At 50.4% G+C, this 15091-nt stretch carries 14 protein-coding genes; 9 read left to right on the forward strand and 5 right to left on the reverse strand.

The window, feature by feature from the left end:
• Window positions 1–7 precede the first annotated feature (7 nt).
• The 4 genes from QMO62_RS33435 to QMO62_RS24160 all read left to right on the forward strand — a co-directional run bounded on the left by QMO62_RS33435 (window position 8) and on the right by QMO62_RS24160 (window position 5960).
• Window positions 8–196 (forward strand): helix-turn-helix domain-containing protein, encoded by a 189-nt coding sequence (locus QMO62_RS33435; protein WP_369699113.1) that lies wholly within the window; start codon window positions 8–10, stop codon window positions 194–196.
• 307 nt (window positions 197–503) lie between these two features.
• The gene (locus tag QMO62_RS24150; RefSeq protein ID WP_284645059.1) at window positions 504–1808 is read left to right on the forward strand and encodes an ABC transporter substrate-binding protein; all 1305 of its coding nucleotides are present in this window, start codon (window positions 504–506) and stop codon (window positions 1806–1808) included.
• A complete protein-coding gene (locus tag QMO62_RS24155; protein WP_284645061.1) occupies window positions 1805–1945 on the forward strand; it encodes a hypothetical protein in 141 nt (46 codons plus the stop codon). Before QMO62_RS24150 ends, QMO62_RS24155 begins: the two co-directional genes overlap by 4 nt.
• 151 nt (window positions 1946–2096) lie before the next feature.
• Window positions 2097–5960, forward strand: coding sequence for a family 43 glycosylhydrolase (locus QMO62_RS24160; protein WP_284645062.1), 3864 nt, complete (start codon window positions 2097–2099; stop codon window positions 5958–5960).
• Between the two features lie 81 nt (window positions 5961–6041).
• On the opposite strand, the gene QMO62_RS24165 is transcribed toward QMO62_RS24160, so the two are convergent.
• From QMO62_RS24165 to QMO62_RS24175, 3 genes are all read right to left on the reverse strand, one after another.
• A complete protein-coding gene (locus QMO62_RS24165) occupies window positions 6042–7343 on the reverse strand; it encodes an FAD-dependent oxidoreductase (RefSeq protein WP_284645063.1) in 1302 nt (433 codons plus the stop codon).
• Between the two features lie 90 nt (window positions 7344–7433).
• Window positions 7434–8501, reverse strand: a complete 1068-nt coding sequence (locus QMO62_RS24170; RefSeq protein ID WP_284645064.1) for an amidohydrolase family protein — start codon at window positions 8499–8501, stop codon at window positions 7434–7436.
• Between the two features lie 33 nt (window positions 8502–8534).
• Window positions 8535–9668 (reverse strand): amidohydrolase family protein, encoded by a 1134-nt coding sequence (locus QMO62_RS24175; RefSeq protein ID WP_284645065.1) that lies wholly within the window; start codon window positions 9666–9668, stop codon window positions 8535–8537.
• Window positions 9669–9995: 327 nt separating this feature from the next.
• Here QMO62_RS24175 and QMO62_RS24180 point away from each other — a divergent pair, with 327 nt between their 5' ends.
• Genes QMO62_RS24180 through QMO62_RS24190 form a run of 3 tightly spaced genes read left to right on the forward strand, consistent with a single transcriptional unit; the run spans window position 9996 to window position 11337 of the window.
• A complete protein-coding gene (locus tag QMO62_RS24180) occupies window positions 9996–10427 on the forward strand; it encodes a Rieske (2Fe-2S) protein (RefSeq protein WP_284645066.1) in 432 nt (143 codons plus the stop codon).
• A gap of 37 nt (window positions 10428–10464) precedes the next feature.
• Window positions 10465–10887, forward strand: coding sequence for a sugar-binding domain-containing protein (locus QMO62_RS24185; RefSeq protein ID WP_284645068.1), 423 nt, complete (start codon window positions 10465–10467; stop codon window positions 10885–10887).
• Between the two features lie 51 nt (window positions 10888–10938).
• A complete protein-coding gene (locus QMO62_RS24190) occupies window positions 10939–11337 on the forward strand; it encodes a hypothetical protein (protein WP_284645069.1) in 399 nt (132 codons plus the stop codon).
• Here the strand turns inward: QMO62_RS24190 and QMO62_RS33440 are convergent.
• Both QMO62_RS33440 and QMO62_RS33445 read right to left on the reverse strand, forming a co-directional pair.
• A complete protein-coding gene (locus QMO62_RS33440; protein ID WP_369699114.1) occupies window positions 11332–11811 on the reverse strand; it encodes a CBO0543 family protein in 480 nt (159 codons plus the stop codon). The genes QMO62_RS24190 and QMO62_RS33440 overlap by 6 nt on opposite strands.
• Window positions 11812–11840: 29 nt before the next feature.
• Entirely contained in the window at window positions 11841–12374 is a 534-nt protein-coding gene (locus QMO62_RS33445; RefSeq protein WP_369699115.1) for a CBO0543 family protein, read from the reverse strand.
• Window positions 12375–12714: 340 nt separating this feature from the next.
• On the opposite strand from QMO62_RS33445, the gene QMO62_RS24195 reads away from it, so the two are divergent.
• Window positions 12715–13755 carry a DUF3231 family protein gene (locus QMO62_RS24195; RefSeq protein ID WP_284645070.1) on the forward strand — a complete coding sequence of 347 codons (1041 nt, stop codon included), beginning with the start codon at window positions 12715–12717 and terminating at the stop codon, window positions 13753–13755.
• 517 nt (window positions 13756–14272) lie between these two features.
• Window positions 14273–14599 carry a hypothetical protein gene (locus tag QMO62_RS24200; RefSeq protein WP_284645071.1) on the forward strand — a complete coding sequence of 109 codons (327 nt, stop codon included), beginning with the start codon at window positions 14273–14275 and terminating at the stop codon, window positions 14597–14599.
• Window positions 14600–15091 lie beyond the last annotated feature (492 nt).

A 15091-nucleotide genomic window follows, 5' to 3' on the forward strand; every position in this document is an offset into this window, starting at 1 on the left:
AAACTGGGTGGAACGGGCGAACGGCAAGATCACGGAGGGGAAGCGGCTGCTAAGAGAAAAGCCAAATCTGAATAATTCGGATATCGCTTATCTGATCGGCCTCCTTTCGGCGTCTCATTTCAACCGTCATTTCAAAGCTATGACGGGCACAACGCCGACGAAATACCGAAAACAATTCACGGAGAACCGTAGCTGAAAAGTAGTCAAGTATCATCAAATTTCCCGTCAACTATCGGCAATATACCATGTTCATAGTCAACGTATAATGAAAGGGCGCAAGAAAACTACGTTGAGGAGGGAACAGATGGAAGCGGCATGAAGAAGCGGTGTCCAACGATTTTGGCAGAGCCGGGGAGCGTTCGGGACGAAAGAGAGAATGAACAGCGTTCTGTGGAATAGGTGCAGAAGCCTTCGGCGTTACGCTTAGAAGAAGTTACCGCAGAAGAAGGAACTGTACGGGTGTACGGTTAAAATGGTGGAATCGAGAGCGAGGGGAAGTTTTAATGAAGCGAAGATTTGCGCAAATGATGATGTTATGCAGCCTCATTGTTGTTGCCGCCTGCTCGGGGCAACAGTCGCCGCCGGAAGAAGGCAATCAGGCGGTGAGTGAAGTGGCGGCTCCTCCGGAAAGAAAAGAACCGGTGAATCTGGTCTTCTATACCACCGCCGGCTGGACGGAGGAAGCATTTAATGAACGCTTTGGAGATACGATACGCAAGAAGTTCCCGGAATATACGATTAAGGCGATATTTTCAGGACCCGGGACGACCTTTAACGAAATGATTGTCAGCAATCAGCAGGTGGATATATATTGGCAAGATATTAACAGTACGATTCCCAACTTGATGGAATACGGACTGGCGTACGATATGAGTGATTTGATCAAAAAATACCAGGTTCCCGTAGAAAAATTGGAACCGTCTTCAATCGCCGGGATTCGCTCCATGTCGGAGGGGAAAATGTATGCACTTCCGGTGGTTCTCAATACGGCCGTCTTATACTATAACAAGGATATTTTTGACAGACTCGCGCTTCCGTATCCCAGGGATGATATGGGATGGGATGAAGTGCTTGAGCTGGGGAGACGAGCGAATCGTCAAGAGGGAGGAGTGGAGTATCTGGGGATTCGCAACGGGACGCAGCCCCATGCGAACTTGAATCCGCTTTCCGTTCCGTTTATTGATCCCGTCACTTTAAAACCGACCATTACGCGGGATGAACGGTGGAGAACGATCTTTACTCAAATGATTGATATGAGAAAAACGATGAACAACACGAATGCCAGCTTCGTGCGCGACCCGAAAGTGGCGATGTCGGCCGATCTGGCCAATATTTTCTTGAACAATGACATGACCATGATGAATTGGGACATGGTCACGTATCCGCAATATCCAGAGTTCCCTGATCGGGGAGCGCAGCCGCTGCCAACCTTATTCGGAATTACTTCCACAAGTAAATTCAAAGATGAGGCGATGCTGGTCCTGAAGCATTTATTGTCGGAGGAGGTGCAGCTGGGCTACTCGAAGCGGGCGATTATTCCGGCCCTGCAGGATGAAGGGGTTCTCAAGCAGTTTGGAACACAAGTCACATACAAAGATACGGTGTATAAGGACAAGAATTTCCAGGCGATTATTAAGAAGAAGTTTGCCCCGATTCCCCCGAAGACCAGATTCGAGACGATTGCCAGAGCGCCGCACGACAAACCGTTGTCTGATTTGGTGAAGGGCACGATCGACTTAAACACCGCCTTCAGACAGATCGATGAAGAGTTAAGCAAGCTGATCGAGGATGCAAAGGCGAGAGAGTGAGACGGCTCCGTATCCGTTCGGTTAGAGGGTCGATGGTTTCCGGTATGAGGTTCGCTGAACCGCATACCGGCCAATCGGCGTCCGGTGTAAGCGCTTCGGCAAGCGCGAAATACGGCACACCTGCTGAAGCGAATTGATGGGGGGAGACGACAAGGCATATCCGAAATTCGGAAGGGCTGACAGGCGGAGGTGGCGAAGGAAAGAGCGCTGGCAAAAGCAATAACTGAAAATGAAAGTGGTTGCGTAAAGAGCTGCCGCAAGGGACAAAACATGAGTTGAGGTGAGTTCATGAGAGAACGAACACGTATTTTGGGACTGGCTTTGTTTTTCACATTGACTGTATGTATGGCCGTACTGGTGCCGCATGCTTATGCAGAAAGCACGCAGACGGTGTATGTGGATGCACTGCAGGGACTGGACACGAATAGCGGCGAGTCTGCCTCCACGGCGTTCCAGACGCTGGAACGCGCCATTCAGGAGGTGGGCGAAGACGGCGGAACGGTGGTGCTGGTCTCCGATTATGTTCTGAGCTCGGATTATACCGAGCCGCCGCATAGCGGAGTCATCACCTTGACATCGGATGACGGCATGCAGGACTATGGCGCGAAGCTTGCTTTTCCGGGCTCCAGCCAGAAGGTGTACCGGTTGTCGGGACCTGCCGAGTTCCGCAATGTAACGATCGTGACCAGCGGGTGGACGGTGTTCGCCGCACAGTTTCATCCGATTGTGTTCGGGGAAGGAATTACGGCCTTAAGCACGGTTTCGAGCACAACAAGACAAATCTTCGTCGTTGGCGGATACGAGGCCCCGCAGAGCAACAGTGTGGCGCTGAATCTGGACTCGCATATTACGATCAATAGCGGAGCCTTTCACATGGTCAGCGGATTTACAAGAACGAGAGGGATAGCGACACAAACCTATACCGGCACCTCACATATTACGGTGAACGGGGGCGAAATTACAGAGCTGTTCGGGGCTTCTCTGTACAATCATTTTTCCGGCAGTACGGTCATTCGCGTCACTGGCGGCACCATCGGCAAAATCAATGCCGGCGGAGACGTCACGAGGCGGCTGAACGGCACGGCGGACATTACGCTGCTCGGCGGCACGGTAAATACGATTGATGTGAACAATGTGGTAGGCGATGCGACGCTTACGCTTGACGGCGTGACATACAGCGACGTTGCGGTGACTTATGCTTCGCAAGCGATTCAAAATCTTGCTATACAAGCGGGCTCGGAGAAGACCGCGAAATATAACGCGCTGCATTACAGCGGGGCCCAAATCGCTCAGCTGGAGCAAGTGTTCGACAGAGTGGAAAATTTTACGCAGACGTATGTCAGCGAGGGCGCCTCCGGGAACGGCTGTACCGTACAAGACCCGTGCGGCAGCTTGCAGGAAGCCTATGAGCTGATCCGGTCCGCAGGCGGAATGATCCGTATCCGCGGTTCCGTGCTGTGGGACTTTGCTGCTACTGCGCCGCAGGCGAATGGGAGAGTGACGTTTACGAGTGAGGAAGGCGAGGCAGCGGGAGAGATTGTTTTTCCGCGCGATGCCTATGTGCGGCTTGAAGGCGATGTCACCTTCGAGAACGTCGAGCTGCGGCAGCAAGACAGCATGACGCTGCATGCCGATGGAAGCCGACTCGTCATCGGGCACGGTGTCGTCACGGACGATCCGGACGGCATAACCGTATCCGGCGGCGCGGGCGGATCTTCACTTGCGATTTATAGCGGATCGTTCGAGCGGGTTGTCGGCGCGGTCTATCTGAACAACGATTTGGCGGGCACGGTTGCGGTTTCGGTCTACGGGGGAACGATCGGCCAGCTCTGGTCTGGAACAACCGAGTTGTACTCTGTTGCGCGTACTGAAACCTCGGTGTATGGCGGAGTCATCGGTTCCGTCTACTCCTCTGCAGGCCATGTTACGGAGGCTTTCGTCCTGCGCCTGTACGGCGGCAGTGTTGATTCGGTGGTGCTGGACAGACTGGATCGGGACGTCATGCTGCGGCTTGCCGGTGCCGAGGTAAACCATATTTCCGTTTCGCAATTGGGCGTGGAAGAGGCGAACCGAACACTGATGTATACACCCGCCCACACGGCAGTCATAGCGGGGATTGAAGCATGGTTTAACAACATCATCACGAACCGGTACGTCTACCTGGAGGATGGCGGAACAGGCGACGGCAGCCACCCCGCCAATCCGGTCGGCGATCTGAACGAGGCCATCGGTCTTCTGGGAGAGGACGGCTATGTCGTCGTTAGCGGCAAGTACACCATCCGCACAAGGTATACGGTAGCGCCGCACAGCAACCATGTGACCGTGACGTCTTACGATGAGGATCAAGATTACAGATCCGGCGGCGCAGCCCTTGACCTTGGGAGCGATTTACTGCTTGGGGGAGAGATGTCCTTTGAGACGCTTCAGTTCCATGCTCCTGCATTCGCCGTTATATTCGGAATGGGGCATCCGCTGACCATCGGCGAAGAGGTGGACACTACGCTCACGCTGGGGAACCGGACGTATATCAACCTCATTGGCGGACACTATCGCGATACGGTGACGCCGGAAATACGTCTGGAGGTGAATAGCGGGAACTGGTCGGTGCTGCGCGGGGGATCCAATTACAAAGGGGCGCAAGCCGATAACCTGGACATCGAGATTACGGTGAACGGCGGAACGTTCCATAACTATGTCGCCGGCGCACCGAGAGACCGGAGCTCAGGCAAGATCGAGTTTACGGTGAATGGCGGTGTATTCAAGCAAGGATTGTTTGTCGTGCATGAATATGTGGAGGATGGCGTCATGGACAACGGCTCGTATGATGCCGAGTTCACTATCAACGGCGGCGAGTTCTGGAAGATGATCGCTCCCGCCCGCAACAAAACAACGACGTTGGACGGCACCTACCATGTCGAACTGAAAGGCGGCGATTTCAGCCATCTTACGGACTTCCGCGGTACGGAGGGGTACGAAGGCGATATGACCAGCTTCCTGGACATCGGGCCTAACTTCGATATCCATGCGGAGCCGCAAGGCACGACCACGTTTACCAACTATATTCGCAGCGGTGCGGACCCGTTTATGTTCTACTACAACGGATTTTATTATTATACCTCAACAGGCGCGAGCTCCATCGTTTTGCATAAAGCAGCGAATATTGCGGATTTGCAGACATCAACAGGATATACCATTCTCAGACCGACGTATGGGCAAAATCTGTGGTCTCCTGAAATTCATTATTTCTCAGCCGCAGAGGTCGGAGAGCAGCATGCCGGCTGGTACATGTTTCTCTCCTTCGACGATGGGACAACGGCCAATCAGCGGCAGCATGTAGTCAAAGCGCTGGATGGGGATAATCTGATCGGGCCTTGGGGCCACCCCATTACGGGAGAGGTGAATGTTCCGCTCAAGTTAGTCCATGAGGATGACCCGGCATTTAACAACGATGAGTTCGTCGCGGGGACAACGGTCATTCGGATCGGCGGCAAAGCCTATCTGATCTATGTGTCTGAGACAGGACGCGGCACGTCAAATTTCCACCAGACCATCAATCTCAGCGAGTTTGACAATCCGTGGACCCTTACAGGGGACCCAGCCATACTTGTTGTCCCTGAATACGCATGGGAGATGGGCGGTTACGGGCAAAGCACGACCGATCCGAACCATTGGTACCCGAAGGTCGTTGAAGGCGCTGCAGCGGTATACGGAGACAATGGCGAGGTATATCTTGTATACACCGGGAGTGGATACTGGACCATCCATTATGCGCTCGGTTATATGAAGTTTCTGGGCGGAGATCCGCTGGATTCGTCGAACTGGGTCAAACACCCGACCCCGATTCTTTCAAAGTCCAACACGATCAATGGCAGCGGCCACGGCTCCGTCTTTACCGATGGGGACGGAACGAGGTGGATTGCTTATCACGCTTATGTGGGCACAGATACATCGAGCGGGCGATTTGCCTTTGTGGAGCCTTATTATGCTGATGAAAATGGGGTCGTCATCGGCAACGGCTCAGGACATCCGGCGTCCTTGGAGACCGAATACACGGTTCCTGTGAACCGGACGACACTTTACGAGAAAACGTCAGGATTTACTGTGACGGACGATACGCCGGCGGGCCGGAAGAGTAAGAACACTCGGAGATGAGGCTGTTCCAGCGAGCAGAGCCAGGAGCAGTAAGAAACGGAGCCCGGACAGGGCTCCGTTTTTCATGCGTACCTTTTTTCCTCAGTGCCCCGGGGATCCGAGCGAATCGCCGGCTTCAGGGGAGCGCTGGGCGTCATCCGGGTTCAGGGAGGTCGCCCCCGGATACTTATCAAGAACCGGCTGATAATGGACAATCGCTCCGGCTGCCATCAACCTGCGCTGCAGCTCTGCCACAGGGATATCCTGTACCGCACAGCCAAGCTCCAGGGCGAGCTTTACTGCGGTGCCGGCGGCCTGCCCGGTCACGGCGCAGGTCGAGATGAGACGAGTCGACTCTCTTGCGTGATCAACCGAAGAAATAATTCTGCCTGACGCTACAATATTATGCACTCCGGGTGCGATTAGCGTGCGATAGGGGATTTCAAATACATGATAGGGCTTATCCTCTTCCGTGGAGCATCCGACGGCATCCTCGAACACCTTATTTTTGTCTGCATTGGATAAGACATAGTACCCGGTTATACGCCGTGTTGTCCGCAATTGCGGCAGGGAAGGCAGGGTGGTCAACGTCTCCGAGTTCCTGTCGAACTGCTTGACCCGGCTTAACAACAGCCTCCTTCCTGCTTTGACAAATTCGGAAATCTCCATGCCGTCATGTATCGTGAACCGTTTCATTCCTTCGGGGTGCTTGTGTCCGGTTCGGGTCGAACCATGGGCCTCCAGCTTCAGTCCGCGATATACTTCATTGTTTTCCGCGGCTGCCTCCTGCTTCGCCAAATTCGTTGAATACGCCCAGTACGTAAGCCAGTTGCCGTCCTCCACACATGCGGCTCCCGCCCGCTTCATCAGATCGGCGTCGCCTGATGCATCTACGAACATGGCGGCCCGGTATCCGAGGCGCCCTTCTTTATTCTCGACAATCACTCCCTTGCACCAGCCGTTCTCCACGACAGCAGAGCTGAATACGGTATCGTACAGGACATCAATTCCTTCCTGCTCCATCAGTTCGTCCAAAGCAAGGATAAACGCATAGGCGTTGAAAACGGTGGCGTAACGGCGCTTCGAAGCTGCATGTTCTGGCCTATTGCGCCAAGCCTCCGGCAGATTGTCGTAGCCGTACTTAATTGACAAATGCAGCAGCTCCTCGGCAATTCCGCTCATTATTTTGCGTCCGTAGCCGTCGCATAGCGCGCATAAGTAAAACACGATCAGTCCGCTGGTAACCAGTCCGCCAAGCGCAATTCCTTTCTCGACGATCAACACTCGCATTCCGCTGCGACGCGCCGCCAGGGCAGCACTGACACCGGCGATGCCGCCGCCGATAATGATCACGTCGTACTCGTCCTTGATAGGGATTGAGGTCGACTCTGTAAAATAATTCATGGCTCGCAGCTCCTTCGGAAACGTCATATTCGGATAGCCCATTGAACAAAGCGGCCTTCATGAGCAAAGGCCGCTTGTTGGCGTTACACCTTACAGATTATAAAGCTCCGCCGCATTACTGTACAAAATGCGTTCCTGCAGCGCTTCATCCAGACCCGGCAGTGAGGTTAGCCGGGTATCGGCTTCATGGTAAGGCAAATTGCTGCAAAACATCAGCGTATCTTGAGCGTGAATGCTAGTCATATATTGGTGGAAGGTCGCTTCATCCGGTGCGGTTTCCAGCGATTGCGAGGTTACCCGGAAATGCTCGCGGAAATATTCGCTCGGCAGCCGCTTGACCCATGGCGTTTGCACCCGCAAGCTCTTCCAATCCAAATCCAATCTCCACAAGTAGGGGGCAATCCAGAATGCGCCGCCTTCATTCAGGACAATCCGCAGCTCCGGGAATGTCTCGAACGTGCCCTCAAAGATGAAGCTGGCCATGTGCGCCATCATCGTCTGAATACGCGCCGCCTTCCATTCCGCCAGATGGGTGACGTAGCCTGCGCCTGTCGTTGGACTGTTCGTGCCGCCACCTTCCATCCCCGCATGAATCATCACCGGCAGGTTATGGCGGACGCACGCTTCATAGATCGGGGAGTAGAAGCGGTTGCCGAACGGGAGCTGCGCGCCGTTGCTGAAGATGACCTGGGCCCACTGGCCGCTTCCGGCCAACCGGTCGATTTCCTTCGCCGCCAGCAGCGGGTCCTGCTTCGTGACAAAGATCGAGCCTCGGAGCCGGTTGTCCACACTGAGCCACTGCTCCTTCGTATAGTCATTGATAGCCGAACAAATCGCAGCCGAGTAGTGTGGATTGCCAACTCCTTGCGCCCCATAGCTTTCGCCGGTTAGAATACCGTACGCGACATGATTCGGGTTCAGATGCTCTTCCTGCAAAGCGGCCACATCCTTTACACTCTGCGCAGGGCCGCCGGAAGGGGTGCCGCTGGGCAAGGCGGCGCCGTAGGTAGACATAAGATCGGCGAGCGCCCGCGGAAGGTAGGATTTGATCGCTTTCGTTCCGGTGAAGTGGTGGATATCGCAATCGATGATGGCTCGGTGCAGGTCCGGGGAATTCGCAGCTCCGGACGGATGGGTTGAATTTTCTGTAGCATGCATACATGTAACCTCCCTGACTATAGGCAAACTTAATTAGTGGTGAAGCTCTTTCCCCTGATCGGCGCGACGAACAGGCAGGCCGTAAAATTCCGCCGCATTGTAATACAACACCCGATCCCATAGCGCGTCGTCCAGCTTGGGAAGCGCCTGCATCGGCGAATCGAAATCCCAGTGCGGATAGTCGCTGCAGTACATCAAGGTTTTCTCGGCAAACATGCTTTTCATCGATAGATCGAATATTTGGCGGTTTGGCGTCGCTTCGAAGGGCTGGGTCGACATTCGAACGTGCTCATGAAAATATTCGCTTGGCGATTTCTTCATCCATGGCAGCTGAATTCGCTCTTCCATCCAGATCTGATCCAGCTTCCACAAGTAAGGCACGACCCACAGTACGCCAGCCTCCTGCAGGAGTACCTTCAATGTTGGGAAGCGTTCGAAGGTGCCCTCGAACAGGAAGCTGGCCAAATGTGCCATCATCACCTGCGGCCGGGCGGAGCGAGATTCAACATAATAGGATACATCACCGGCGCCTGTCGTCGTGCTGTTGACGCCCCCCCCCTCCGCTCCGACATGTATCGTGAACGGCAGATTATGGCGTTCGCAGGCCTGGTAGATCGGATCGTAAAACCGGTTCCCATAGGGAAGTCTTGCGCCGTTATGCACAAGCACCTGCACCATATCGGGGTGTGAGCCGATCCGGTCGATTTCTTGCGCCGCCACATTCGGTTCATGCTTCGTAATATAGACCGACCCCTTCAAGCGCTTATCCCGCGAGAGCCAATGCTCCAGCGTATAATCGTTGGTTGCGCTGCAGATCGCCGCTTCATAATCATATTGCAGCCGGTTGGCCCCCCCGCCTTCGCCGGTCAAAATCGCATACTCTACATGGTGCGGATCGAGGTGATGCTCCTGCATATATTCAAGCGAGCTGCCTGCCGGACCTCCCTCAGGTGGAAACGAGTCGGCCATTCTGCCGCCCACGCCGCCGTTAAAATGATGTCCTCCGCCTTGCGGTACGGTGGAAGGCGGCGATTCGAGCCATCGTTTCGGCAAATATTCTTTCGTCACATCCAATCCCGTATAATGATGAACATCGCAGTCGATGATCGACTTCTTTACTTTTGGGCGTATCGCCTTGCCCTGTTGTACAGCATCCGCCGTTTTCATTGGTGATTCCCTCCATATGAATAATAATGACAAAGCAGCTGCGTTCTCACTCAAATTATACGGGGGTTGTCGATGATACGATATCCGATTGTTGACCATTAACTAGGAAGAGTTTGAACAATTTGATGCATGAAAGCTTTGATGGATGCGCCGCAGCTAGTTCCCCGTGCAGGGTAGGACGTGAGGCTGAAAACTGGTCAACTATCGAACAGAAATTTATCAAACATGGGCAATCTTTTGCCTGTGCTCCAAGCTATAATTAACTTCGTGCCCGATGTTTCGTTTTTACGCTGGCAACCATATGGAAAAAGAGAAGGTGGAAGAAGCATGGAAAAAGCACCATCACAACAATCATCCCAGGACGCAGCTGCGGCTTCGATATCGCCGGCGAATCGGCATGTCGTTGCCAAGGTGTCGGAAATTCCGCCCGGTGACAAGAAGATTGTCGAGGTACAGGGGCGGAGCATAGGCGTATACAATCTGAAGGGACAATTTTATGCCCTGCGCAACATCTGTCCTCATCAAGGGGCAGAGCTGTGCAAAGGGCTGGTCATGCCGTTCGTCACCTCCTCCGCCCCCGGCTGCTTTGAATATGAGCGGGAAGGGGAGGTGGTGCGCTGCCCATGGCATCAATGGGAATTCGACATCAAGACAGGCCACATGATCGTCGATCCGGCCTTGCGCACCAAATCGTATGAAGTGACCGTGGAAAGGTTTGGGGTTTCCGTGGAGGATGGTCAAGTGATCGTCCATCTTTAACGGAGTGAGAAGACAGTAGTAGACGGAGGGATTATCAATGTCGGTGCTGCCGCGCAGCGAATACCCGAGACCGCAGTTTGTGCGGAATGCGTGGGTTTGCTTGAATGGGGAATGGGAGTTTGCGTTCGATGACGGCAATGTCGGCCGCAAGGAGAAATGGCAGCGGGGCGAGACGGCTCTTGAGCAGCGCATTACCGTACCGTTCTCGTTCGAGAGCAAGCTGAGCGGAATCGGTGAGCAAGGCTTCCACGACAACGTATGGTACCGGAGAATGTTCGAGGTGCCTCCAGAGTGGGATGGGAAGCGGGTGCATTTGCATTTTGGCCCCAGACACGCTCTATCAAGCCATCACAAAGGAGAACGTCCATCAAAGGCGTTCTCCTTTCGTCATACAGGGTCTAGGCAGAGCAGCCGATATGACTTGGTTTACCTATGGAAAATCCGGAATTGTCATGAATAATAGGGGGGAACAGCGGGAGGTTGCTGAGTATTCTCTGCACATTAATTGTAGTTGGAGATGGATGTTGGGGTGGAATTGGCAATGCTTCAAGCCGGCGTTGTTGAAAATATTATTCTTAATGATCTCGATTTTGGAGTATACGCCCTGTTCCGGACAATTGATCTCTTGCAATCTATCATGTCCTTCTTTAAAACGATACTCAGCTGGTTGTTATTTGCATTGGTAGGTATGAGCTTTATTGCCGATGAGTTACATACGCGACCATATAGAACGAATATAGATAACCCCCGCATAGTTACACCATCACAACAGCTTTCTAATGGAAGTCTAACCAAAGTAAATGGGCGCTATGTCTGTTCGCTTGTGCTGCTAAGGGATAAGCGTCGAAACGTAGCTAAGAGAAAAGAGAAGAGTTGGTTTTCGCTTTCTATTAGAAATCAGAGTTTATAAGGAAAGCGGTTTACCTAATCGGAAGAACCATTTATAAATGGACCGTACCAGATAAAATATTATCCCCATAGATATGAATGTGTAATACCATTCCCAATGCAAATAATTGATAAGCAGCGTGTACTTTTCAATGAAAAACTCTACCAAGGTGAATACAGCCAAGATCGAGGTATAGTACAATAATTTTTTACTTAGGCTGCTCTCGCTTGGGAAATATAGATTAAAAAAAATACTAATTATCGGAAGGATCAGGTACTCGAAGGTAAAGCTCGTCGCATTAACCTTGTGCAATTCCCTAACGGGATATTCAATCCAACCGAACTCTACAACGAGTAGACCTAAGATCCACGCAGGCAGTTGTGCAAAGAAGAATATGAACGATGCTTGGCGGATCAACCGTCTCGGCACAAACCATACTGAAATCAAGACCACGCTCCATACACTCCCGAGAATAATCCTTTCTGGTAAATACATCGGTCTACCTCCCCGCAATAAATTCCTTTCTAAAGAACCAAGCGATATATAAATGACATAAGGCAAACTGCATAAAGTTCCTCAGATACCCTTTTGTAATCGTTGGGAGGCCCATCACACCCATGAACTTGTTGATGTCTGTGTATTTTGCGGCAAAATATATGAACCATACCATGATGGATACAAACAAACAGAATGTAATGCATAATTTTTATGACCAAACTTCTGTTAGTAGGGAAAAGAAGGATGAACCAAGTAAAAAGCGTCGGATAAAAAATAAACTGAGGCACGAAATTCACAGCAGTAGCTGTCTGAAATTCTCTAACGGGGTATTCTATTTTTCCATATTGCACCATTAAAATGGAAGTTAACCAGGTTGTCGCTTGAAAGGTAACGAAAGAAAGTAAAGCCTTGCGAATCTCCTTTTCACGGATATACATTAACGTCGAAAGGGAGACTAGTGTTATTGCGATAAAAATAAATCGTTCCATAGCATAATGGCCCCTCTTGCAGGAATCGAACAGTGATTTCATTATTAGTAATTCATTAGTAGTTTTATACATTGGCGTACACGCTTATTGTGAAGGATATATTGTTTAATCGGTGAAGCCATTCCGGAAGGTTCTGTTCAGGATAAGTTGGCATATACGGAGCGGGAAAGAAAGAGAGATTCCAGACCCTAGCGACCAGCAGAAGCTCTTAGATATCATAAAACGCGCGAGGGAATTGCATGAATTGATATTTAATTTTGGATAGTCTTAGCAAAAATTCATTCAACCCCATGCCGTGGGACTCTGATCGATTGGAACAAATGTTGGAGGATAATGTAAGGTTGGCACCAAACCTTAGGGGTATATTTTTTCATATAAGGTCAAATATTAAGACCAAAAAAAGGTAACGGTGATGACATTGGAAAACATAGATAGGATAAATAGGACGAAGTCTCATGAAAAATTAACATCTGCTGAAGTAGGCAAGCTTTGGGCTACTTACATGGGGAATAGCATGTTTGGGTGTGTATTAAGTTATTTATTAAGGCATGTGGATGATCAGGAGATCAAACAAGTTTTAGAACATGCTTTAAGTTTAAGCGAGGAATTCGTTCTAATCTGTAAAGACAAGTTTGTTGAGGATAACCATCCCGTCCCAATTGCATTTTCGCTTGATGAAGATGTAAACCTAGAATCACCCAGGTTGTTTGAAGATGAGTTCTACCTGCACTACCTGAAATATACGGCGAAGGCTGGACTAAGTATTTATAGCATAGCCATTCCTCTCGTAACTCGCCAGGACGTCCGAGAGTTTTTTACATACGTTATTGAATCAACCGTTCGTTTGTTAAATCAAGTCAACGAGATAATGATGGCAAGGGACGTATTGATAAGGCCGCCATACATCCCTACGCCAAAGCAAGTGGAATTTGTAAAAAAGAACAGCTATCTAAATGGTTTTTTTGGAAATATCCGAACCCTTCACGCGCTGGAAATTACACATTTGTACGATAACGTGCAAAATATCGTGACCAGCAAAGCGGTATTAATGGCTTTCAAACAGGCGGCCAGGACACCGCGCATCCAAGAATATATGAGAAGGGGAGAACAAATCGTAACGAAACATTATGAGATTTTCTCCCATTATCTTGAAAAGGATAATCTTGCGGCACTGCCGCAGCTTACTCATTTAGTGACTGATTCGACCACGACCCCTTTTTCAGAAAAATTAATGGTGTTTCATAAGCTCGATATGTTCTCGATGCGGATAAGATCCTACGCCAATGCGATGGCGGTAAACGGAAGACACGACATAGCTGCCGCTTATGCTCGTCTCCTTGTCGAAGTCGGAAATTATGCCGAAGACGGGGCGAACATTATGATAGACAACGGATGGATGGAAGAGCCACCACATGCTGCAGAACGCGACGCCTTAGAAGTGATAAAAACCTAATTGCGATGTTTATTAAACTATCGAAGAACGTTAGTGAAATGGCAAGTAAAAATCAAAATTGGGTATTTCTGAACAAGTCCTTGAAAATCAAGGACTTGTTCATTTTGGATGCATAAGTTTGCCGCGGTAAACTTAAGGGTTAAGAGACAAGTAATGAATTTGGCTGATCCCTCCAAAAGATGACAAGTACGTTGGGGTCACAGAGTTCGTCCCACCACTCAACGGAAAGCCTTTTTCAAAATCGCACAGCAGCTTGTCCGGGTGAAGATAAAACTGGATTTATCTCCATTCCCCCGCAGCGACAATCAAACTGATAGTTTTTAGTGTACAGTTTACAGAAAACGAGGCGTAAGATCATCATGTCACGAAAAGAGCTGAATCGACTTCAAAACTATGTTTGAAAAAAAAAGTAAAGGGTTCGAAAAACCATTTCAAAACATTATTTGTAATCGAAAATCCATGCAAAAAACCAAAAAACCAAAAAACCTTGATATAGATTTGTCACTTCAAAACATTATTGTCTCCCTACACTTTTACCTACCTGAACGGCCAGCTCAGCCTAACGAACGGACTCAGCGCGAAGGCTGATTTGACGCGTACGGCGGGTACGTCGGATCACGAGGGGACGGAAGTCGTATTCTTCCAACTGCTGAAGGGCACGATGCCGGTTTCTTACGTAGCTTTGGAAAGTGATATTGCTGCTGCAGGCAGCTTTACAGGGCACTTCGATTTGTCGGATCCGGAGAATACAAGCTACCAAACCCATGTGTTTGAAATGGATAAGCTGGAGCTGCAGGACAACAGCCTGCCGGTTTCGTTATCCAATAAGCTGGAAGTGAAGTAAAAGGCGCATGCATGCTGCCATTCGATGGTGATACGTCGGGTTGCGGCATGTTTTTTTGTTGGGGTGCACTTCAGATGTGGGCGGGTTTTTTTTAGTCAGATAACGGACGACGAATAACTCATGTCAGAAAGTACGTTTATGACTATAGATGCAAATATATGTATGCCCATACAATGTCGAAAGCTTCAAACAACTTGTCCACATCCATCCGTACGCAGGAACCCTAGACCAGAAAAGGAATATGAAAAAAATTCCTAAATAACAAAAATCGTACAGAAAGACCTAAAAATTCTCAAGGTCTGGAATGGAGGGATCACAGTACAGTGTAAGCATCAGTGGAGCGAGGCTTTTAGCGGGAATGAAAGCGGTTTATTGTGAGCGATCATTTCCTGTCTGCCAAAAATGCTTCGCATAAAAACGCTAAGGAGGAAATTGTTGTAACTATGAGAAAGCGCTGCAGGCCCACAGGCGTGCGGCGGGATTAAAAAACGA

The organism is Paenibacillus silviterrae, assembly GCF_030167925.1.
Classification (GTDB): domain Bacteria; phylum Bacillota; class Bacilli; order Paenibacillales; family NBRC-103111; genus Paenibacillus_G; species Paenibacillus_G silviterrae.